The sequence below is a fragment of the Planktotalea arctica genome (assembly GCF_002105285.1).
In the GTDB taxonomy this organism is placed as follows: Bacteria; Pseudomonadota; Alphaproteobacteria; order Rhodobacterales; family Rhodobacteraceae; genus Planktotalea; species Planktotalea arctica.
In genome coordinates, this window is record NZ_MUHR01000005.1 from 216917 (window position 1) to 238096 (window position 21180).

A 21180-nucleotide genomic window follows, 5' to 3' on the forward strand; every position below is an offset into this window, starting at 1 on the left:
ACTCTTGCGCCGAACACGTGCCCCAAACACTTGCCACTGCGCGCCCTCGGCAGTAAGCAAGTCATGACATTATGAGGGGGCTTTTCACATGGCATTGGACGACCCGAAGACCTTGGTTTCAACCGATTGGCTGGCAGCGCATATGCGTGATCCCGATTTGCGGATCATTGATGCGTCGTGGTACATGGAGGCTGAAAACCGCGATGCCAAGGCGGAGTATGATGCCGGCCACATTCCCGGTGCGCGTTTCTTCGATATTGACGAAATCAGTGATGCGCGTTCATCCCTGCCTCACATGGTTCCGAGCGGCGAGAAATTCATGTCCCGTATGCGCGCTATGGGCATCGGCGACGGACATCAGGTTGTCGTCTATGATGGCGCGGGTCTTTTTTCTGCGCCGCGCGTGTGGTGGATGTTCCGGCTGATGGGCCAGATGAATGTCGCGGTGCTGGATGGTGGTTTGAAGAAATGGCTGGCTGAGGGCCGCGAAGTCGAAGACCTGCCCCCTGTCATTCGCGATCGGCACATGATGGTGCGCTTTCAGAACCAGATGGTGAAGGACGTCACGCAAGTTGCGGCCGCGGCCAAACTGGGTGCGCCCCAGATCGTCGATGCGCGTCCGCCGGAGCGGTTTGCTGGTAGCGTGCCCGAGCCACGCGCAGGTCTGCGCGCAGGCCATATTCCCGGATCGCGCAACGTCTACTACAAGGACTTGTTGAGCGAGGATGGCACCATGAAAGCGCCCGACGCTTTGAAAGCGGCCTTTGCCGCAGGCGGCGTTGATATGAGCAAGCCTGTCATCACCACATGCGGCTCTGGCATCACGGCCTGTATCCTTGCGCTTGCGCTGGAGCGGATCGGCAAGAGCGATCACGCCGTCTATGACGGGTCCTGGACCGAATGGGGCTCTGTCCCGACCATGCCAATCGAAACCGGAGAAGCCTGATGTTTGCCAATCTTAAAGCACAACCTGCCGATAAAATTCTCGCGCTGGTCAAAGCCTACCGCGAAGACCCGCGCGCGGAAAAGATCGACCTTGGCGTTGGAGTCTACAAAAACGCAGAAGGCGTCACGCCCGTCATGCGGGCCGTGAAAAAGGCAGAGCAGCAGCTTTGGGAGCTTGAGAGCACCAAGTCCTATGTTGGCCTTGCCGGTGATCCTGCGTTTTCCGATGTGATGATCGACATGGTCTTGGGCGATGCGGTTGCGCGCGGCAATGTTGCAGCGGCGGCGACCCCCGGGGGGACCGGCGCGTGCCGCCAAGCGTTTGAGTTGATCAAGATGGCCAACCCGGGTGCGCGCGTTTTCGTGTCCAACCCCACATGGCCGAACCACACCTCAATCCTGAATTATCTGGAAATAGAGGTCGTGCCCTACCGCTATTTCGACGCCGACACGCGCGGTGTTGATTTCGACGGGATGATGGCTGATCTGAAAACCGCAAAAGCGGGTGATATCGTGCTCTTGCATGGTTGCTGTCACAATCCGACGGGCGCGAACTTGAACGCGATGCAATGGCAGATCGTCGTTGATATCTTGCTTGAAACAGGCGCGATTCCGATGATCGACATTGCCTATCAGGGCTTTGGCGATGGTCTGGAGCAGGACGCCGCTGGCACGCGCCTTGTGGCCTCCTCCGTACCGGAATGCCTGATTGCAGCAAGTTGTTCGAAGAATTTTGGCATCTACCGTGAGCGCACGGGTATCTTGATGGCGGTTTCCGCCGATGCCTCGCAGCACGCGTTGAACCAGGACACGCTGGCGTTCTTGAACCGTCAGAATTTCTCGTTCCCGCCAGATCATGGCGCGCGTTTGGTGACGATGGTTCTAAGCGATCCTGATCTGCGCGCGAATTGGGCGGCCGAGCTTGAAGAGGTGCGCCTTGGCATGCTTGGGCTGCGCGAGCAGTTGGCGGGCGAGTTGCAACGCCTTGGTGGCTCGGACCGATTTGGCTTTCTGGCGCAGCATCGCGGCATGTTCTCGCGGCTGGGCACGACGCCTGAGATGGTCGAGAAACTGCGTGCGGAGCATGGAATTTATATGGTCGGGGACAGCCGTATGAACATTGCTGGCTTGAATGCGCAGTCCGTGCCGATCTTGGCGAAAGCGATTGTAGACGCCGGGATTTGAGGGGTTTCGTCTCAGCCGTACCGAGCCGACAGGCTGGGGGCTAGCCCCCAGACCCCCAGAGTTTAAGGGCAAGATGAAGGGTTACGCAGGCTTTAAGGGCTTGCGTCCATCTTTTGTTATGACGTGGATATCTGTGCCCTCAAACACTGCGGCGGTCAGAGGTTTTCCGTAGCCCGCACCTGTATCGAGATTGACGTGATTACCTGCGTGAAGCGGAGCATCAACCGGTGTGTGCCCATGCACGACGAGTGCGCCATGATCGCTGGTGTCATGCGAGAAATCTTCCCTGATCCAGACCAGATCGTTTTCGGCCTGCTCGGCAAGCGGCACGCGGGGACGCACGCCTGCGTGGCAGAAGAATAGGGGCCCCTGCGAGATTGAGATTTCGCAGTCTTGCAAGAAGCGTTGATGACTTAAAGGCACGGCTTTGCGCGCTTCGTCGTGCACATCGAACAGGCGACGGCGGTTGCCCACATCGACGCCGTAGGACGCCAGAGTCGTCGTGCCGCCGAGGCGTTCGTGCAGCCAGTGATAGCCTACAAGCAGGTGGGAATCGTGGCGCGGGGTCGGCTCCATGAACCACTCGAACATGCGGTCATGATTGCCTTTGAGGAAGCGCCATGGCTTGCCTGCGGATTTGCCGTCCATGAGGCGGGCGATGACGGCTTTGCTATCGCTGCCGCGATCCACATAGTCTCCAAGGAAAATGATGGGAGCGTTCTTGCCGCCGTCCGCTTCGATGCGTGCGAGCGCGTCTTCCAGCATCTCTAACTGGCCGTGAATGTCGCCGATGGCGTAAATGGGATGTGTCATGCGCGCAGGTTTATGCGAGAAAGGCCGCCCTGAGAAGAGCGGCCTGTCATTTGTCTAAGCGACGTCGAAGGCGAGCGGCTTGACTTGTTGGAACATGCCTGTGCCCTCGAGTGTTTTCAGCACATTTGCAGGGATCGGATGGTCTACGTAGAGCAGCGCAATCGCCTCGCCGCCCGCATCCGAGCGTCCGAGCGTAAAGTTCGCGATGTTCACGCCATTTTTGCCCATCGTGTTGCCCAAGAGGCCGATGATGCCAGGCACGTCTTCGTTGGTCGTATAGAGCATATGGGCTCCGATTTCCGCGTCGATGTTGATGCCCTTGATCTGGATGAAGCGCGGTTTACCGTCGCTGAAAACGGTTCCGGCGACAGAGCGTTCGCGTTTATCCGTGACGACCGTGACCTTGATATAGCCGTCAAACGTGCCGGACTTATCCTGATTGGTCGTGCTGATCTTGATGCCGCGTTCTGCTGCGATAACGGGGGCGGACACCATGTTCACATCGGGGTTCACGCGTTTCATGATACCTGCGATGGACGCGCAATTGAGCGCATCGAGGTTCATGGAAGCGACGTTTCCATCATAGAGGATGTTGATCGCTTTGATCGGTTCATCCGTCATTTGGCCGATGAATGCACCAAGGTGGCCTGCCAAGGAAACCCAAGGGCCCATGATTTTGGCCTCTTCGGCGGTTACAGAAGGCATGTTGAGCGCGTTTTCAACCGCGCCTGTGTTGAGGTAGTTGGACATTTGCTGCGCCACTTGCAGGGCCACGTTTTCCTGCGCCTCGCTTGTCGCCGCGCCAAGGTGAGGCGTGCAGACCACGTTGGGGAGGCCAAAAAGCACGTTCTCTTTCGCAGGCTCAACAGCGAACACATCAAGCGCGGCGCCAGCCACATGACCCGATTTCAGCAGATCAGCCAGCGCTTCCTCATCAACAAGACCACCGCGCGCGCAGTTAATGATGCGGACACCTTTCTTGGTTTTGCCCAGGTTCTCGCGGCTGAGGATATTGGCGGTCGCTTCCGTGAAGGGCACGTGCAGCGTGATGAAATCGGAGCGTTTTAGCAGATCGTCGAGTTCGACCTTCTCAACGCCCATCTTTGCGGCTTTTTCCTCGCCAAGGAAGGGATCATAGGCGATCACTTTCATCTTGAGGCCGCGCGCACGGTCGCACACGATCCCGCCGATGTTGCCTGCGCCGATCACGCCGAGGGTTTTACCTGTCAGCTCAACGCCCATGAATTTGGACTTTTCCCATTTGCCTGCGTGGGTCGAGGCAGAGGCTTCGGGGATCTGACGCGCAACGGCGAACATCATCGCGATGGCATGTTCAGCGGTGGTTATCATGTTGCCGAAGGGCGTGTTCATCACGATCACGCCCTTCTTCGAGGCGGCGACCTTGTCGATGTTATCCGTGCCGATGCCTGCGCGCGCGATGACCTTGAGGTTGGTGGCGGCGTTCAGGATCTTTTCGGTGACTTTGGTGGCAGAGCGGATCGCAAGGCCGTCGTATTGGCCGATCACTTCGGCGAGCTTGTCTTTGTCCTTGCCAAGGTCGGGTTGGAAATCAACCTCGATACCGGCATCGCGGAAGATTTGAACGGCTGTTTCGCTGAGCTTGTCAGAAACGAGTACTTTGGGGGCCATGGTGTTGGTCCTTTTGAAATGGGGTGGTGTGCGAATTTTCTGGAAAATTCGAGATGTCAGGTTGCTGTGATTTCACTCTCGAACGCATAGGCGAGCCATGGGAGCATCGCTGCGATGTCCGATGTTTCGACCGTACCGCCGCACCAGATACGCAGGCCCGCAGGGGCGTCGCGATATCCGCCGATGTCTAGCGCGACATTCTCGGCTTCCATGCGTTTCGCCACTGCTTTGGCGAAGGTTGGGCCGTCCGAAATGCGTGAATCTGTGAACTTGAGGCAAACAGATGTGTTGGAGCGTGTCGCCGGATCAACCGCAAGAAAGTCGATCCAATCATTCTGTTCAACGAACTCTGTAATTGCAGCCGTGTTGGCGTCTGCGCGTGCGATGAGACCCGTGAGGCCACCAACAGAGCGCGCCCATTCGAGCGCTTGCAGGTAATCCTCAACCGCCAGCATAGAGGGCGTATTGATCGTCGCACCTGTGAAGATGCCATCAATCAGCTTGCCGCCCTTGGTGAGGCGGAAAATCTTGGGCAAGGGCCATGCGGGCGTGTAATTCTCAAGGCGCTCTACGGCGCGCGGAGACAAGATCAGCATCCCGTGCGCCGCCTCACCGCCAAGAACCTTCTGCCAAGAGAAGGTCGTTACGTCTAGTTTGTCCCAAGGCAGGTCCATCGCGAAAGCAGCGGATGTTGCATCGCATAGCGTGAGACCTGCCCGATTCGCAGGGATGATACCGCCATCGGGAACGCGCACACCGGAGGTCGTGCCGTTCCATGTGAAGCACACGTCATGATCAAAGTTCACGGCGTTCAGATCAACGATTTCACCGTACTCGGCGGTTTTCACGGTCGCGTCGAGCTTGAGCTGCTTCACGGCGTCCGTGACCCAGCCTGCACCGAAACTCTCCCATGCGAGCATTTCTACAGGACGCGCGCCCAGAAGGTTCCACATGGCCATCTCGTACGCACCGGTATCAGAAGCAGGCACGATGCCGATTTTGTAATCGGCGGGGATGCCAAGGATCGCTCGCGTCTCTTCAATCGCCGCCTTCAGTTTGTCTTTACCAATGGCAGCGCGGTGCGAGCGGCCAAGGGCGGCGTCGCTCAGATTGTCGAGTTTGAAAACGGGGGGCTTGGCGCATGGGCCAGACGAAAAACGCGGATTTGCCGGTCGCGTTGCCGGAATACTGATAGCCATCACTGGTATCCTCACAGATATATGCCCTTCGTTGGGGAAGGGTGTCCCACCGCTGCGAATACGGGGCGGCGTGGGCTGGCACAATGGGTGAAACGAAGCTATAGCGCCGCTTGAACGCCCAAATGCGCCATGAACGACTACGATAGGAAACTTGATGAGCCAAATCGCGACACTCATTGGAGCGCCAGATGCGGGGGCGGTCACGCCTGCTTTGGTCGAAACGCTGCGCAATGCTTGGGGTGGCGGTGACGCGATTTGGCTGAGCGGCGGCGATGCAGCGGAGTTCGGGCTTGAGGCCGTGCCGGACAATCTTTGGGCGGTTTGGAGCGAGTTGCAAGCGCTCGGCGTGGACCTTGTGGTGCAGCCCGAAGAGGGGCGCCGCAAGAAGATGTTGCTCGCGGATATGGACAGCACCATGATCCAACAAGAGTGCATTGACGAATTGGCGGACGAGGCGGGCGTCGGCGCGCACGTGGCGGCGATAACCGCGGCGGCGATGAACGGCGAACTGGACTTTGACGGGGCGCTGCGTGAGCGCGTTGGTTTGCTGAGAGGGCTGCCCGAGAGTGTGATTGGCGATGTTTTGAAGACGCGGATTACGTTGATGCCGGGGGGGCCTGTTTTATTGGCGACAATGAAGGCGCATGGAGCGTATGCCGCGTTAGTGTCAGGTGGGTTTACCGCGTTTACAGCAGCGATCGCAGCGCGACTTGGATTTGATGAAAACCGCGCGAATACGTTGATTGCTGTAGGCGGCGTTTTGACAGGCGAAGTCGGGATGCCGATCTTGGGCAAGCAGGCCAAAGTTGATGCGCTGGAGGAGATTACGACGCATTTGGGAATTTCCGAAGCAGACGTGTTGGCGGTCGGGGATGGAGCGAATGATCTAGGGATGCTTTTGCGCGCGGGTACCGGGGTCGCGTTGCACGCGAAACCATCCGTCGCGGCGGAGTGCGATGTGCGGATCAATCATGGGGATCTGACGGCGCTTCTATATGTTCAGGGCTATGCGCGGGATCAGTTTTCCGATTGCTAACGCAATCGGACTGGTTGGGGGCTAGCCCCCAAACCCCCAGAGTTTAAAGGCAAGATGAAGGATCAGCCGATAGTGCCTTGGTTTTCGCCGATCTGGCCACGGTGCAAAAGCAGGTGATCGAGGATCACGCAGGCCATCATCGCCTCTCCTACGGGAACCGCGCGGATACCAACGCAGGGGTCGTGACGGCCTTTGGTGATGATTTCGGTGCTCTCGCCTGATTTGGTGATTGTCTTGCGGGTGGTCAGGATGGAGCTGGTAGGTTTTACAGCGAAACGAATGACGATGTCCTGGCCCGTTGAGATGCCGCCAAGAATACCGCCAGAGTGGTTGGAGCTGTATTCGGGGCCATCAGGCCCCATGGTGATTTCGTCTGCGTTCAGCTCGCCTGTGAGCATAGCGGCTGACATGCCCTCGCCGATTTCGACGCCTTTGACGGCATTGATGCTCATCATCGCGGCGGCAAGGTCTGTGTCGAGCTTGCCGTAGACCGGCGCGCCGAGGCCAGCGGGAACGCCGCGCGCGGTGACTTCGATAATGGCGCCAACGGAGCTGCCTGATTTGCGCAGGCCATCGAGGTAGCCTGCCCAAGTGTGCGCCGCTTTCGCATCAGGGGTCCAGAACGGGTTCTGTTCGATCTGGTCCCAATCGAAGTTCTCTCGATCAATCTCATGCGCACCCATGCGGGTCATGTAGCCAGTGATTTCTATCTGCGGCGCGAGTCTCGCCAGTGCTGCGCGCGCCAAGCCGCCAGCGGCAACGCGCGCAGCAGTTTCGCGTGCCGACGAGCGGCCACCCCCACGATAATCGCGGTTTCCGTATTTTTGGTAGTACGTAATGTCCGCATGGCCCGGGCGGAATTTCTCGATAATGTCGCCATAGTCCTTGGAGCGTTGATCGGTGTTTTCGATCATCAGCTGAACAGGCGTGCCGGTTGTTTTACCCTCGAACGTGCCGGAGAGGATTTTGACTTTGTCCGCTTCCCGCCGCTGAGTGGTGTATTTGGAGGTGCCCGGTTTGCGTTTATCGAGCCACTGCTGGATCGAACCCTCGTCAATCGCCACATTCGGCGGACAGCCATCGACCGTTGCGCCCAATGCAGGCCCATGGCTTTCGCCCCAAGTGGTGACGCGGAAGAGGTGACCGAAGGTGTTTAGGCTCATGGGAAGGCTCCTTTTTCCCCCTGTTACCGAGGCAGCGCGCGGCTCTCAAGGGATTTCGCTGGACATGTTGCTGGGTGCGTCCTACGAACGAGGCACCTCGGGGGGCCAATCTGGCTGAGATACGCGAAAGTGTGACCCGTTGAACCTGAACCGGTTAGGACCGGCGGAGGGAAGGTCTGGACACACTATATCCAACCCTATCCAACCGTCCGCCTACATTTATTGGAGGATGCGATGAAGTATCTTGGATGTATTGCGGGTGTTTTTGCAGCGAGTATGGCTACGGCAGAGACGCCTGAATTGGTCGTTTACACATACGACAGCTTTGTTTCTGACTGGGGCCCCGGTCCTGCGGTAGAAAAAGCGTTTGAGGCGAAATGCGCCTGTGATTTGAAATTCGTTGGTGCAGGCGACGGCGCGTCCCTTTTGGCACGCATCAAGCTGGAAGGCGCGCGCACAGAGGCGGATATTGTGCTGGGCCTAGATACGAATCTGACGGCTGCGGCCACGGCGACGGAGTTGTTTGCGCCCCATTCGGTGAGTGCGGATTACAGCCTGCCGATTGAATGGACGGATGCGAATTTCGTGCCGTTCGATTGGGGCTATTTCGCGTTTGTTCACAAGGATGATCTGGACGCGCCAACCAACTTCAAAGCGTTGGGCGAGAGTGATCTGAAGATTGTTATCCAGGATCCGCGGTCTTCTACACCCGGACTTGGCCTGCTGATGTGGGTGAAGGCGGCGTATGGCGATGAAGCGCCTGCGATCTGGGAAAGCCTGTCAGACAATATCGTAACCGTGACCAGGGGCTGGTCAGAGGCTTACGGGCTGTTCCTAGAAGGTGAAGCGGATATGGCGTTGTCTTACACGACATCGCCTGCGTATCATTTGATTGCCGAAGAGGATGCGGGCTTTGCGGCGGCCGCATTCGAGGAAGGGCATTACTTGCAGATCGAGGTTGCTGGCAAATTGGCAGGTTCGGATCAGCAAGAATTGGCGGATCAGTTCCTCGCGTTCATGGTGGGCGAGGGGTTCCAAGCGATCATCCCGACCACCAACTGGATGTATCCGGCGGTCACACCAGCGGATGGGCTGCCAAAAGGGTTCGACACGCTCGTAACGCCTGTGAAATCCTTGATGGTTCCAGCGGCGGATGCGCCTGCGATCCGCGATGAAGCATTGGCCGAATGGCTTACCGCGCTCAGCAAATAGCCCCCCCCATACCTTCGGGTTTCGGGCTTGGGGCAGCAACGCTGGTTGCTGCCCTGATCTTGGGAACTTTGGGTGTGGTCGCATCCCGGGCGCCCGAGGCTGGACAGCTAGGGCCGAGTGATTGGGCGGCGGTTCGCTTTACTGTTAGCCAAGCTGTGTTGTCTGCGTTCTTGAGTGTTTTGTTCGCCATTCCCGTTGCACGGGCGCTCAGCCGGCGGCGATTTAGAGGGCGCGGATTGCTCATCACGCTGCTGGGCGCGCCGTTTTTGTTGCCTGTTATTGTTGCTGTGATGGGACTGCTGGCCGTGTTCGGGCGCTCTGGCTGGGTGTCTCAAGCGCTAGAGCTTTTCGGACTACCGCCGATCCCGATCTACGGGTTTCATGGCGTGGTCATCGCGCATGTTTTCTTCAATCTTCCGCTAGCGACGCGGGTTATTCTACAAGGCTGGGCTGGTATTCCTGCGGAGCGGTTTCGCCTGGCGGCGCAACTCGGGTTTAGCGCGCGCAATGTGGCGCGGCATCTGGAATGGCCGATGTTGAAACGAGCGGTTCCGGGGGCCTTCGCGATCGTATTTGCGATTTGCCTGTCGAGCTTTGCAGTCGCTTTGACGATGGGCGGTGGCCCGCGCGCGACGACCGTGGAATTGGCAATTTATCAGGCGTTTCGATTTGATTTCGATCTGGGCAAGGCTGCGTTGTTGGCGTCGATGCAATTGGCTTTGGCAGGCTCTGCGGCGCTCTTGGCGTTATGGATGAGCCAGGGGCAAGGCGGTTTTGGCAAGGGGTTGGACCGCAGTGTTGAGCGTTGGGACGAGGGATCGCGCATCGTGGATTTTATCGCGATTTTCCTCGCCGTCTTGTTCCTGCTGGTTCCGATGCTTGCGGTCGGATCGCGTGGATTAGCCGCGTTGCCTGACTTGCCGATGACGGTTTGGGCCTCTGCCTGGATGTCGATCAAAGTGGCGCTGTTGTCTGCTGGTTTGGCGTTTGCGCTGAGCCTGCCGATTGCGCTCACAGCGGTGCGCTTCGCGTGGATCGAGAGTGTCGGCTTGCTGACAATCGCGGCCTCGCCCTTGGTGATCGGGACGGGGCTGTTCATCTTGGTTTTCCCCTTTGCTTCGCCGCAGGACTGGGCGTTTGTTGTGACGGCCTGCGTAAACGCGGTAATGGCGCTGCCCTTCGCGTTGCGCGTATTGATCCCTGCGGTGCAGGACGTGTGCGAAGGGTATGGGCGGCTATCGCTTTCACTAGGGTTATCGCGCTGGGCGATGCTACGTTTGGTGATCCTGCCGCGTATTCGCGCGCCTCTGGGCTTTGCAACAGGACTGGCGGCTGCTTTGTCGATGGGCGACCTTGGTGTTGTGGCCCTGTTTGCGGGGACTGGCGAGGCAACATTGCCCTTGCAGATTTATCGTTTGATGGGGGCCTACCGAATGGACGCTGCGGCCGGGGCGGCGTTGTTATTGGCGCTACTGTCCTTCGGGGCGTTTTGGATGTGCGATGCTTGGGGACGGCGAAATGCTTGAGATGAAAGAAATCGTGCTGAAGCAAGGCACGTTTGAAATGCGCGCTAATTTGGGTTTGGAGCCGTCTGCGCGTGTGGCTGTGATTGGCCCGTCAGGTGCAGGAAAATCGACGCTGCTGATGGCGCTGGCGGGGTTTTTGACGCCAGTAAACGGAAGAGTTTATTGGCAAGGTGAAGAGATCACTGGCACGACGCCGAATGTACGACCATTTTCGGTGTTGTTTCAGGACAACAACCTGTTCCCGCATATGACTGTTGCACAGAACGTTGGTTTGGGACTTCGTCCATCCTTGCTGTTGTCGGCAGAGGAAATCGAGCGCGTGGAGTGTGCTTTGACCTCTGTCGGGCTGGATGGCATGGGCGCGCGCAAGCCTGCTGAACTATCAGGTGGCCAGCAAAGCCGCGCCGCGTTGGCGCGCGTGATGGTGCAGAGCAAACCGATGATCCTGCTAGATGAACCGTTCGCAGCGCTGGGGCCTGCGCTCAAAATCGAAATGCTCGATCTGGTGGCTAGGTTGTGCACTGATACAGGCGCAGGTTTGTTGATGGTGAGCCATGACCCGAGCGATGCAAGGCGCATCTGTGAGAGCGCCATTCTGGTTGCTGAGGGGCGCGCGCATGCGCCTGTGGCGACAGATGAATTGCTGCGCAATCCGCCAGAGGCTTTGCGCGTATATCTAGGCCAATAAAAAACCCCTGCCGGATTGCTCTGACAGGGGTTTCGTATTGCTAGCCGTGTCGGATGGAACTTACGTTTCCTTACGACCCTTGGCTTTGACGGGCGCCCAGATTTTCTTGTTCGTCAGGTAGAGCAGAACAGAGAGAACTGTCAGGAAGAAGACCGAAACGAAACCGGCCTGCTTGCGTGCCATCAACTTAGGCTCCGCCGTCCACATCAGAAAGGCCGCAACGTCCTCGGACATGTTGTACAGATCGTTAGAATGACCGTCTGCAAATTCCACTTGCTCGTCCGACAAAGGAGGCGCCATAGAAATCCAGCCGCCCGGGAAGGCTTTGTTCTCGTACAGAACTGTGCCTGCCTCTTCCTTTTCCTCGCCCGTGTAACCCGTGAGCAAGGAAGCGATGTATTCAGAGCCGCCCATGCCTTTGAAAAGCTGGTTCAGACCTGTGCCGTAGGGGCCGTGAAAACCTGCACGCGCCTTGGCCATCAAGGATAGGTCAGGTGCTCCGGCTCCGGTGTTGGCGGGAAAGTGATCCACGGGTGTGGCCGCGCGGAAATCTTCCAAAGCCTCGTCGTAGACTTCGAAATTCTGCTCTGCATAGGCGCGAACCTGATCTGCGGGCAGGTGAGGTCCGCCCTTGTCAGCGAGTGTGCGCAGAGGAACGTATTTCAGACCATGACATGCAGCGCAGGCTTCGGTGTAGACCTGAAGGCCGCGCTGAAGCTGGTTCTGGTCAAACTTGCCGAATGGGCCCTCGAAAGAGAAATCGAAGTTTGTGATTTCCGTGTCATAGCTCCCCGCCGCAAATGCGCCGGAGGTCAGGGCTAGGGCTGTGACAGCCGCGATGCTGAGTGATTTAAGCATTGTCCTCAGTCCTTTCTATTCAGCCGGTGTCGTGTCGGACTTGCCGTAGTGGGAGGCAAAGTCTTCTTCGATGGTGGCAGGCTGTGGCAGTGGTTTTTCGATCACGCCCAAGAGTGGCAGGATTACCAGGAAGTAGGCGAACCAATAGGCCGAGGCGATGAGCGAGAAGGTGGCGTAGGGCTCTTCCGCTGGCATGGCACCAAGCCACATCAACACGATGAAATCGACGACAAGAAGTCCGAACCACCACTTGAACATGGGGCGGTAGCGACCCGAGCGCACCGAGGATGTATCGAGCCAAGGGGCTAGAGCCATCACGATGATCGCACCGAACATCGCAAGCACGCCGAAGAATTTCGCATCTACAATACCGCCGGTGAGGAACTCAACTGCGATTACGACCCAGACCTCTGAGGTGAAGGCACGCAGGATCGCGTAGAACGGCAGGAAGTACCATTCCGGAACGATATGCGCAGGCGTCACCAGGGCGTTTGCTTCGATGTAGTTATCCGGGTGACCCAAATAGTTTGGCATAAAGCCGACGATCGCGAAGAAGACGACTAGAATCACCGCAAGGGCGAAGAGGTCTTTCATCACGAAGTAGGGCCAGAACGGTAGAGTGTCTTTTTCCGCTTCTGCCTTGGACGTGCGGCGCACTTCGACACCTGTTGGGTTGTTGTTGCCCGTGGTGTGGAACGCCCAGATGTGAACAATCACCAAACCGGCAATCACAAAGGGGAGCAAATAGTGCAGCGAGAAGAAGCGGTTCAGCGTAGCGTTATCGACGGCAGGACCGCCAAGCAACAACGTCTGGATCGATTCGCCGATGAACGGGATAGCGCCGAACAGGCCGGTGATCACGGTCGCACCCCAGAAGGACATTTGTCCCCAAGGCAGAACGTAACCCATAAAGCCAGCGCCCATCATCAGAACGAAGATAAGCATGCCAATGATCCATGTGATCTCGCGCGGGGCTTTGTAGGAGCCGTAATAAAGACCGCGGAAGATGTGCGCATAGACCGCAACGAAGAACAGCGAAGCGCCATTCTGGTGCAGATAGCGTAGCATATGGCCGCCGTTGACGTTGCGCATGATATGCTCAACCGAAGCGAAAGCCATGTCCACGTGCGGCGTGTAGTGCATCGCTAGGATGACGCCGGTGATGATCTGCATCGCAAGGCAAAAGGTCAGAATGATACCCCAGATCCACATCCAGTTCAGGTTCTTGGGTGTGGGGGCCATGATTGTATCATAGAGCAAGCCGACGATGGGCAAGCGGGAGTGAACCCACTTTTGGCCTTTTGTCTTCGGCTCGTAATGGTCGTGAGGAATTCCAGACATCTCTAAGTCTCTCCCTTAACCGAGTTTAATTGTTGTGGCATCGACGAATTCCGCAGGCGGAATCGGCAGGTTCGTAGGCGCTGGGCCCTTACGAATCCGCCCCGACGTGTCGTAGTGCGAGCCGTGGCACGGGCAGAACCAACCGTGGTAGTCGCCAGCGCCATCACCGAGCGGAACGCAGCCGAGGTGTGTGCAAACGCCCATCATGACGAGCCATTCACCAGCCAATTCAGTCTCTGGCGGCACTAGAAAGCGGTTGTCGTCCGCGCCGTCGCCGCCGTTTGGCAGGTTCGCGTTGCGAGCGTCGTTGTCGATCAGAGCGGCAAGATCAACGGCATTCGCCTCTTCGATCTCCGTTTCGGTGCGGCGACGAATGAACACCGGCTTGCCGAGCCACTTTACCGTGATCTGCGTGCCTGGCACGACATCGGTGATATCGACCTGGATCGAGGACAAGGCCCTCACATCGGCAGAGGGGTTCATTTGATTGACGAGGGGCCAAATGGCGGCACCTGCCGTTACTGCGCCGGCACTTGCTGTCGCATAATAGAGGAAATCCCTCCGGGTGCCTTCATGGTCGTCTGCGTGGGACACGAGGTTCTCTCCATATCTGGGCCGCCAAGCAAAATTCAGGTCGGCAAATACGTGTCAGACCGCAAGGAAATCTCACGGCCGGTTCGGTGCGGTTATTAGCGCCACCTATCGCGCCCGTCCAGCAAGCAAAGCACTGGATTGTAATTAGCGCCGATGTGTCGCGGTTGAGAAGCCACACTTGGCACCCTATACCTCAGTGCAACCCGACCGAAAACCACCCTTGACGCGTTTGCTACCGAATTGGAGTTTCCATGCGCAAAACCCTGTCTTTCTTGGCCGCATTTGCCATTCCGTTCCTGTCCCAGCCTGCTTTCGCAGAAATGGAGCTGAGCATTTATGGCGGCACGCAAAGTGCGCCGCACAGCCGTGTGAGCGGAAAATACCCCGGAACAGGCGCAAATTACGACGCTTTGATCGGCTGGGAAGGCAAAAGCACGGCCCCTCCCCCCTATTACGGTGCCCGCGCGACATGGTGGCACCGCCCTGATCTGGGATTCGGCGTGGAGCTGACCCATGCCAAAGTATACGCGCCTGTCGCCGAGCGCTCTGCGCTTGGCTTTACGCGTATGGAGTTCACGGATGGGCACAACATCCTGACCTTTAACGTCACGAAGCGTTGGAACGATCGATTCGGTAACTTCACGCCCTACACGGGCGCGGGTATCGGTGTCGCGATCCCCCACGTGGACGTCACATCCGCGAACGGGCATCGCAGTTATGGCTATCAAGTGACCGGCCCCGCGATGCGCCTCACGGCAGGTGCCAAATATGATCTCAGCGACAGCTGGGCGTTGTTCGGGGAATACCAGTTCACCTATTCCTCAAACAAAGCCGCACTGCCCGCGGGCGGAAGCCTGAGCACGGATATCATCACCAACGCGATAAACTTCGGCATCAGCTACAGCTTTTAAAGCCATGCGCCGAGCCTCTCCTTCTTTGAGTGGGGCGCAGGTTTATGTGCTATTTTGATCAATAGATGCTCTTCATGCGCGAGCAGACAGGGTTGTGGTGGTTTAGCAAGATGCAGGCGAAAAGGGCCTAGCCCTCCGGAGGGCGAGTGGCTTGCATCGCACTGCGCTCGCTGAAATTCGCATGCCACGTGGCCAATGTGTCATTGCCCTTGCGCCAATCGCGATGGCCATGGCGAAAATCAACGTAGCCAAGAGCGCAGGCGACGGCGATCTGCCCCATGTCCAAAGGCCCAGCAAGATGGCTCATCCAGCGCGTGTTGAGCGCCGCACAGGCCGAGGTGATCTTGCCGAACTGCGCGTCGACAAATTCCTCCATGCGCAACGCTTCGGGGCGCAGCCGCCCCTCGTAGGTCATCAGCAAGGCAGCATCCATGATCCCGTCGCCTGTTGCCTCGAGCGTTAGCGTCTCCCAGTGGCGGTTGCCGCTCGGGTATAATTTACCTCCCGCGCGCGCATCAAGGAAGGCGCAGATCACGCGGCTATCATACAACGTTGCACCATCGGGGCGTTCGAGTGCTGGAATTTTGCCAAGGGGATTTTTCTGGACAGTTTCCGGGTTAGGTGCGAGCGGCGTGCCGGATCCCCCGATCAGTTCGACATCTTCAAGCTGACCTGTTTCGTGCAGCAGGACGAGAACCTTGCGCGCATAGGGCGAAGCGGGGCTGTAGGCGAGTTTCATAAGCGGCGTCCTTTTTCGGGGTTAGCGCTATGATGGCGGAGTTTGCATCCAATCTGCAAGAGTTGATGTACCGCTGCCAAGGCCGTGCTGCGCAACATGGCTGGCGGCTGCGGTGCGAACATGCTCGGGTTTGTTTTGACCCAGCTTCCACGTGCTTTGCATATCGGTGATGGCAAAGCGTATCGGTACGATTGCGCGCATCATCTTTTCCATGATGCCTTCGCTCATCTTCTCTGCGGTCCATGGGGTTTTTGGCAGCAGTCGGTTTTCAAAATGTGCGCTTTGATAAGCGAGCAGGTTATGCAGGGCCGCATCAGGCATCAATTCGATCTGTCCCGTGAAAACCACAGAGACATAGTTCCACGTCGGCACTTGGTCAGCAGCTTCGTACCAATCGGGCGAGATGTAGCTGTCCGGCCCCATCACGCTTAGCGCCGCGTCGAGCGGCCCGTCCTTCAAGCGCCTCGCAATGGGATTGGAGCGCACCAGATGCAATCCCGCATGGGTGGCACAGTCGCTCAGCAGGAAGGGGATATGTGCGAGCAAGGGCGTCGCGGTGCCATTCACGGCAAGCGTTCCAAAGCTGCGCGCGCGAGAAAGTGTGAGGCTGTGCTCGGCATCAGTGCCGCGGAAAACAGGGTTTGGGTGCATGGTGTCCGCCAGTTGAGATCGGGAGCAGGAAAAGTCTTAAGGAAGGCCTTTGCAATTCTTTTCGCAAAAGAATTGTACCTCTTGGCTGGCCTCAAGCAGTCAATTGTGTGCCGAGCGCGCCTGTGATCCGTGCGCTCACGATCAGCCCCTCGCGCTGTTCGGTCTCAAAGCTGACTTCGGTGAACTGTTCCGTGCGCCCCATATGTGCGTTTTCCATCAGGATATGGTGCGTCTTGCCGCGCTGGGCCTTGAGATGTGCGCTGACCTTGGCGTCCCCTGCAGCGCGCAAAGCAGCTGCGCGGGTCTTAATGATTTTACCGTTCACCGCGGGCATCTTTGCTGCTGGTGTGCCGATACGCGCAGAATAGGGAAAGACGTGTAGCCACGTCAGATCGCAATCCTCGACCAGTTTTAGCGAGTTCTCGAACATCGCATCCGTTTCCGTTGGAAACCCCGCGATGATGTCGGCACCGTACGTCATATCGGGGCGCAGGCGCTTGGCCTCTTCGCAAAATGCAATCGCATCGTCGCGCAAATGGCGGCGCTTCATGCGTTTGAGGATCATGTCGTCCCCCGCTTGCAGGCTCAGATGGAGATGCGGCATGAGGCGTGGCTCTGTCGCGATGGCCTGCATGAGGTTTTCGTCCACCTCGATCGAATCAATCGAACTGATCCGAAGGCGTGGAAGATCCGGCACCAGCTTGAGAATGCGCATGACCAGATCGCCCAGCTTTGGCTCTGCCGGCAGGTCCGCGCCCCAAGACGTCAGATCGACGCCTGTGAGAACAACCTCGTTGTAGCCCTTGGCAACCAATCGCTTTATCTGCTCCACAACCACGCCCGCAGGGACAGAGCGCGAATTGCCGCGACCGTATGGGATGATGCAAAATGTGCAGCGGTGGTCGCAGCCGTTCTGGACCTGCACATAAGCGCGGCTGCGCGTGCCGAAGCCGTCGATGAGGTGGCCAGCGGTTTCTGTGACGGACATGATGTCGTCGACTTGCACCGCTTCTGTTTCACCAATGAAGTCTGCGGCGAGACCTTTCCACGTATCCGCCTGCATCTTTTCGGTATTGCCGATCACGGCATCGACTTCTGCCATGGCGGTAAACGTCTCTGGCTCCGTCTGCGCGGCGCAGCCCGTCACGATCAGCCGTGCATCGGGATTTTCGCGGCGCAGTTTGCGGATTTCCTGACGGGCCTTGCGCACGGCTTCTGCGGTGACGGCGCATGTGTTGATGATGACCGCGTTTTGCAGACCCGCCGCGCCAGACAGCTCTTTCATCGCTTCGGTTTCATACGCGTTCAGGCGGCAGCCGAGTGTGGCGAACTTGGGTGCGCTCATGTCAGTGCGTCCAGAAATTGCTTGGTGAGGATGCCGTTATAGGCGTGCATTGTTGCACCCGTCATCCATACACCATCTTCGCGCCAATCAATGTGCAGTGTGCCGCCGTCCAAATCAATTTGCACTTTGCGCCCTGTTAGCCCTCTGCGCGCTGCCGCCACGGCTGTGGCGCAAGACGACGAGCCGGAGGCAAGCGTAATGCCAACGCCCCGTTCCCAAACGCGCATGCGTATATGATCGCGGCCGATGATTTGCGCAATTTGCACATTGGTGCGCTGCGGATAGAGCGGGTGGTGCTCGTAGCGAGGGCCGAATTGATCCAACAGAATCGCTTCGGCATCCTCGACGAAAAAGGTGCAATGGGGATTGCCCATGCCGGTGGCGGTTGGTGCGCCCTCTATGGGTAGCTCAAGCGTGTCCATCTCTTCGAGCAGTGGGATATCCTGCCACTCCAGCTGTGGTGGCCCCATGTTCACCGACGTCAATCCACCGCCTGCATCCAGCGCGTGCAACGTGCCGCGCTCGGTTGTGAGTGTTAGGGCAGTTTTGCCCGTAAGCTCCATCAGATAGCGCGCAATGCAGCGGGTCGCGTTGCCGCACGCACCTGCGGTTGATCCATCCGCGTTGTAAAACGTCAGATGCGCATCACCCGTGCCCGTTTCAATCACCGCCAGTTGATCGAACCCGACACCACGATGCCGGTCCGCCAATGCGATTGCCAGCTCATGCGTCACCGTCACGTCGCCAGCGCGTGCGTCGATCACGACAAAGTCGTTGCCCAGCCCGTGCATCTTCATGAACGGCAGTGTTCGGTTCTCAAGAGTCTTCATATCGGCGCATATAGTAGGGCACGCAAAATGAATCTAGCCATAGAGCGCATTTACGTGATTTTCGGGGTTGACCCCATGGCCCCCACTTTCTAGATACCGCGCAATGTGGGCCGTTAGCTCAGTTGGTAGAGCAACTGACTTTTAATCAGTAGGTCGATGGTTCGAACCCATCACGGCTCACCACTTTTTCTTCCGCACATCAAATATTTGAAGCGGAGATATGATATTTATACCTTCCGGCCGTAATCTGGGTTGATACCTTCTTCTCTCACCGCTTGTTGTAAACAACTGCCGCGCGCGGCTCGAGCGATCGTGAGGGTCACTGGAACAGGCGCAATCCTGTCATGAAATCAGGGTCGGAGTAGGGTTGCGGCGTCTAGACGTCAGTTTTGGCGTAGTGGCTTGTTTACGTGCGCCAGTCGAAGAAGCCGGGGCCTGCCTCTGCGAGCAGTTTGGCTGCCATCGCACGGCCCATTTCTGCGCCGTCCTCAATAGTGCCTGTGACGTCGTCGCCGATTCTATCGGAGCCATCGGGACGCAAAACTTCGCCGCGTAGGCGCAGGCTTGTGCCGTCCAGTTCCGCAAGTCCCGCGATGGGCGTTTCGCAGGATCCATCGAGGGCCGCGAGAAAGGCGCGCTCGGCGGCAAGGCGTTGGCCGGTGGGTGTGTCATGGATCGCCCCGAGCATTTCAGCGGCGCGCATATCATCAATGCGGCGCTCGATGCCGATGGCACCCTGGGCAACGGCTGGAAGCATTTCAGTGGTTTCAATCGCGCTTTTTGCGACATGCGCCATATCAAGGCGGCGGAGACCCGCCATGGCGAGGAAGGTGCAATCGGCAACTTTGTTCTCGAGTTTTTTCAATCGGGTCTGCACATTGCCGCGAAATTCCACCACATTCAGGTCAGGGCGAAAATGCAAAAGCTGCGCACGGCGGCGCAAGGATGAGGTGCCGACACTTGCACCCGCAGGCATGTCCGCGAGCCGCGCATGATGGGGCGACACGAACGCATCGCGGACATCTTCGCGCGGCAGATAGGTATCGAGCGTGAGGCCCTCGGGCTGCAAAGTGGGCATGTCCTTCATCGAATGGACCGCAATATCAATCGCGCCGGAGAGCATGTCATCCTCGATCTCGCGCGTGAACAAGCCCTTGCCGCCGATCTCTTTCAACGGGCGGTCAAGGATCTTGTCGCCTGTGGTTTTGATCACGATGATTTCGAATGCGGCCTCTGGCAGATCAAATGCTGCACACAAACGACGGCGCGTTTCGTAGGCTTGCGCAAGCGCGAGCGGAGAACCACGTGTGCCGATTTTCAGCGGAGAAGCGGGGGAAGGAAGTGTGATAGCCATGGTTTACCTTTATTGGGGCGTCGGGTAGTTGACAACTGCCCTTGCCGCGCAAATTTGCACATAAGGGCAAGACGATACGCGAAAAGGGAAATTGCTATGACCACATCCAAAAAACTGCTGCGCGCACTGGCAGGCGAAACACTGGACACGCCGCCGATTTGGATGATGCGACAAGCCGGGCGTTACCTGCCCGAGTACCGCGCAACGCGCGCGCAGGCCGGTGATTTCCTCAAGCTATGCTACAATCCCGAACTGGCCGCAGAGGTTACGTTGCAGCCTATTCGTCGCTACGGGTTTGACGCCGCGATCTTGTTCGCGGACATCCTTTTACTGCCCCAAGCGCTTGGCGCTGACCTGTGGTTCGTCACGGGCGAGGGCCCGCGTCTGTCTATCATCAGCGATCAGTCGGGCGTGGATGCGCTGGGCAGCGTGGACAACATTCACGAGACGCTGAACCCGATTTACGAGACCGTGCGTATCCTGCGCAAAGAGTTGCCCGAGGAAACGACGTTGATCGGTTTTGCGGGCGCGCCCTGGACCGTGGCGACCTATATGATTGCAGGTCGCGGTACGCCTGATCAAGCGCCTGCGCACGCGATGCGTGTTGGTGCGCCAGAGGCGTTCGATGCTCTGATGGAGCGGATCACGCTTGGCACGATCGAATACCTGTCCAAGCAGATCGATGCGGGAGCGGAAGTGGTGAAAATCTTTGACAGCTGGGCAGGCTCGCTCAAGGGCGAAGCGTTCGACAAATACGCGATCGAGCCGACGCGCCAGATTATTGCAGCGCTGAAAGTGCGCCATCCGAACACGCCCATCATCGCCTTCCCGCGTGAAGGGGGCGACAAATACATCGGTTTCGCCAAGGCAACAGGTGCGGATTGCGTCGCGTTGGACAATTCTGTCGATGCCGCGTGGGCGGCGCAACATGTGCAAGTCGATGGCTGCGTTCAGGGCAACCTTGCCTCGCGCCATATGGTGACGGGCGGACAGGATTTGATCGACGATACCCGAGCGATCGTGAAGGCCTTTTCCAAGGGGCCGCATATCTTCAACCTCGGCCACGGCATCACCCCCGATGCGGATCCTGAGAACGTGCAGTTGATGATCGACACTGTGCGAAACGGCTAGGGATCAAAG

20 protein-coding genes, 1 tRNA gene and 1 riboswitch are annotated in these 21180 nt (G+C 58.0%); of the genes, 9 read left to right on the top strand and 12 right to left on the bottom strand.

Features of this window, described 5'->3' with window-relative positions:
* The first annotated feature begins 88 nt into the window (after positions 1-88).
* Both sseA and B9P63_RS05700 read left to right on the top strand, forming a co-directional pair.
* The gene (gene sseA, locus B9P63_RS05695) at positions 89-946 is read left to right on the top strand and encodes a 3-mercaptopyruvate sulfurtransferase (protein WP_176219106.1); all 858 of its coding nucleotides are present in this window, start codon (positions 89-91) and stop codon (positions 944-946) included.
* Positions 946-2130 carry an amino acid aminotransferase gene (locus B9P63_RS05700; RefSeq protein ID WP_085307593.1) on the top strand — a complete coding sequence of 395 codons (1185 nt, stop codon included), beginning with the start codon at positions 946-948 and terminating at the stop codon, positions 2128-2130. The genes sseA and B9P63_RS05700 overlap by 1 nt, the downstream gene beginning before the upstream one ends.
* An 81-nt stretch (positions 2131-2211) precedes the next feature.
* Here B9P63_RS05700 and B9P63_RS05705 read toward each other — a convergent pair whose 3' ends face one another.
* From B9P63_RS05705 to B9P63_RS05715, 3 genes are read right to left on the bottom strand one after another with little or no spacing between them, the layout of a single operon-like run.
* The gene (locus tag B9P63_RS05705) at positions 2212-2943 is read right to left on the bottom strand and encodes a metallophosphoesterase (protein ID WP_085307594.1); all 732 of its coding nucleotides are present in this window, start codon (positions 2941-2943) and stop codon (positions 2212-2214) included.
* A 54-nt stretch (positions 2944-2997) separates the two neighbouring features.
* Entirely contained in the window at positions 2998-4593 is a 1596-nt protein-coding gene (gene serA / locus B9P63_RS05710) for a phosphoglycerate dehydrogenase (RefSeq protein WP_085307595.1), read from the bottom strand.
* A 56-nt stretch (positions 4594-4649) separates the two neighbouring features.
* Positions 4650-5792 carry a phosphoserine transaminase gene (locus B9P63_RS05715; protein WP_085307596.1) on the bottom strand — a complete coding sequence of 381 codons (1143 nt, stop codon included), beginning with the start codon at positions 5790-5792 and terminating at the stop codon, positions 4650-4652.
* Between the two features lie 154 nt (positions 5793-5946).
* Between B9P63_RS05715 and serB the strand changes: the two genes are divergently transcribed.
* Positions 5947-6828 carry a phosphoserine phosphatase SerB gene (gene serB / locus B9P63_RS05720; protein ID WP_085307597.1) on the top strand — a complete coding sequence of 294 codons (882 nt, stop codon included), beginning with the start codon at positions 5947-5949 and terminating at the stop codon, positions 6826-6828.
* Positions 6829-6890: 62 nt separating this feature from the next.
* On the opposite strand, the gene aroC is transcribed toward serB, so the two are convergent.
* The gene (gene aroC / locus B9P63_RS05725) at positions 6891-7991 is read right to left on the bottom strand and encodes a chorismate synthase (protein ID WP_085307598.1); all 1101 of its coding nucleotides are present in this window, start codon (positions 7989-7991) and stop codon (positions 6891-6893) included.
* A gap of 88 nt (positions 7992-8079) precedes the next feature.
* Positions 8080-8180, top strand: a riboswitch (TPP riboswitch).
* Positions 8181-8225: 45 nt separating this feature from the next.
* On the opposite strand from aroC, the gene thiB reads away from it, so the two are divergent.
* From thiB to B9P63_RS05740, 3 genes are read left to right on the top strand one after another with little or no spacing between them, the layout of a single operon-like run.
* A complete protein-coding gene (thiB, locus tag B9P63_RS05730; protein WP_085307599.1) occupies positions 8226-9203 on the top strand; it encodes a thiamine ABC transporter substrate binding subunit in 978 nt (325 codons plus the stop codon).
* Positions 9179-10729 (top strand): thiamine/thiamine pyrophosphate ABC transporter permease ThiP, encoded by a 1551-nt coding sequence (locus B9P63_RS05735; protein ID WP_085307600.1) that lies wholly within the window; start codon positions 9179-9181, stop codon positions 10727-10729. The genes thiB and B9P63_RS05735 overlap by 25 nt, the downstream gene beginning before the upstream one ends.
* Entirely contained in the window at positions 10722-11417 is a 696-nt protein-coding gene (locus B9P63_RS05740) for a thiamine ABC transporter ATP-binding protein (protein ID WP_085307886.1), read from the top strand. Before B9P63_RS05735 ends, B9P63_RS05740 begins: the two co-directional genes overlap by 8 nt.
* Before the next feature lie 60 nt (positions 11418-11477).
* Here B9P63_RS05740 and B9P63_RS05745 read toward each other — a convergent pair whose 3' ends face one another.
* From B9P63_RS05745 to petA, 3 genes are read right to left on the bottom strand one after another with little or no spacing between them, the layout of a single operon-like run.
* Positions 11478-12275: a cytochrome c1 gene (locus B9P63_RS05745; RefSeq protein ID WP_085307601.1), complete on the bottom strand. Its 798-nt coding sequence runs from the start codon at positions 12273-12275 to the stop codon at positions 11478-11480.
* A 15-nt stretch (positions 12276-12290) separates the two neighbouring features.
* Positions 12291-13616: a cytochrome b gene (locus B9P63_RS05750; RefSeq protein WP_085307602.1), complete on the bottom strand. Its 1326-nt coding sequence runs from the start codon at positions 13614-13616 to the stop codon at positions 12291-12293.
* 15 nt (positions 13617-13631) lie between these two features.
* Positions 13632-14210: a ubiquinol-cytochrome c reductase iron-sulfur subunit gene (petA, locus tag B9P63_RS05755; RefSeq protein ID WP_085307603.1), complete on the bottom strand. Its 579-nt coding sequence runs from the start codon at positions 14208-14210 to the stop codon at positions 13632-13634.
* Between the two features lie 251 nt (positions 14211-14461).
* Between petA and B9P63_RS05760 the strand changes: the two genes are divergently transcribed.
* Positions 14462-15121 (top strand): outer membrane protein, encoded by a 660-nt coding sequence (locus B9P63_RS05760; protein ID WP_085307604.1) that lies wholly within the window; start codon positions 14462-14464, stop codon positions 15119-15121.
* Between the two features lie 127 nt (positions 15122-15248).
* Here B9P63_RS05760 and B9P63_RS05765 read toward each other — a convergent pair whose 3' ends face one another.
* From B9P63_RS05765 to dapF, 4 genes are all read right to left on the bottom strand, one after another.
* Complete coding sequence (locus B9P63_RS05765; protein ID WP_085307605.1) at positions 15249-15860, bottom strand: glutathione S-transferase; 612 nt, start codon at positions 15858-15860, stop codon at positions 15249-15251.
* A gap of 27 nt (positions 15861-15887) precedes the next feature.
* Positions 15888-16511 (bottom strand): FMN-binding negative transcriptional regulator, encoded by a 624-nt coding sequence (locus B9P63_RS05770; protein WP_085307606.1) that lies wholly within the window; start codon positions 16509-16511, stop codon positions 15888-15890.
* A 91-nt stretch (positions 16512-16602) separates the two neighbouring features.
* Positions 16603-17856 (bottom strand): tRNA (N(6)-L-threonylcarbamoyladenosine(37)-C(2))-methylthiotransferase MtaB, encoded by a 1254-nt coding sequence (gene mtaB, locus B9P63_RS05775; protein ID WP_085307607.1) that lies wholly within the window; start codon positions 17854-17856, stop codon positions 16603-16605.
* Positions 17853-18686 (bottom strand): diaminopimelate epimerase, encoded by an 834-nt coding sequence (gene dapF / locus B9P63_RS05780; protein WP_085307608.1) that lies wholly within the window; start codon positions 18684-18686, stop codon positions 17853-17855. The genes mtaB and dapF overlap by 4 nt, the downstream gene beginning before the upstream one ends.
* A 107-nt stretch (positions 18687-18793) precedes the next feature.
* Between dapF and B9P63_RS05785 the strand changes: the two genes are divergently transcribed.
* Positions 18794-18869: transfer RNA gene (locus B9P63_RS05785), tRNA-Lys, on the top strand.
* A 223-nt stretch (positions 18870-19092) separates the two neighbouring features.
* On the opposite strand, the gene hemC is transcribed toward B9P63_RS05785, so the two are convergent.
* Positions 19093-20040 (bottom strand): hydroxymethylbilane synthase, encoded by a 948-nt coding sequence (gene hemC, locus B9P63_RS05790; protein WP_085307609.1) that lies wholly within the window; start codon positions 20038-20040, stop codon positions 19093-19095.
* A gap of 96 nt (positions 20041-20136) precedes the next feature.
* Between hemC and hemE the strand changes: the two genes are divergently transcribed.
* A complete protein-coding gene (hemE, locus tag B9P63_RS05795) occupies positions 20137-21171 on the top strand; it encodes a uroporphyrinogen decarboxylase (protein WP_085307610.1) in 1035 nt (344 codons plus the stop codon).
* The last annotated feature ends 9 nt before the right edge of the window (positions 21172-21180 follow it).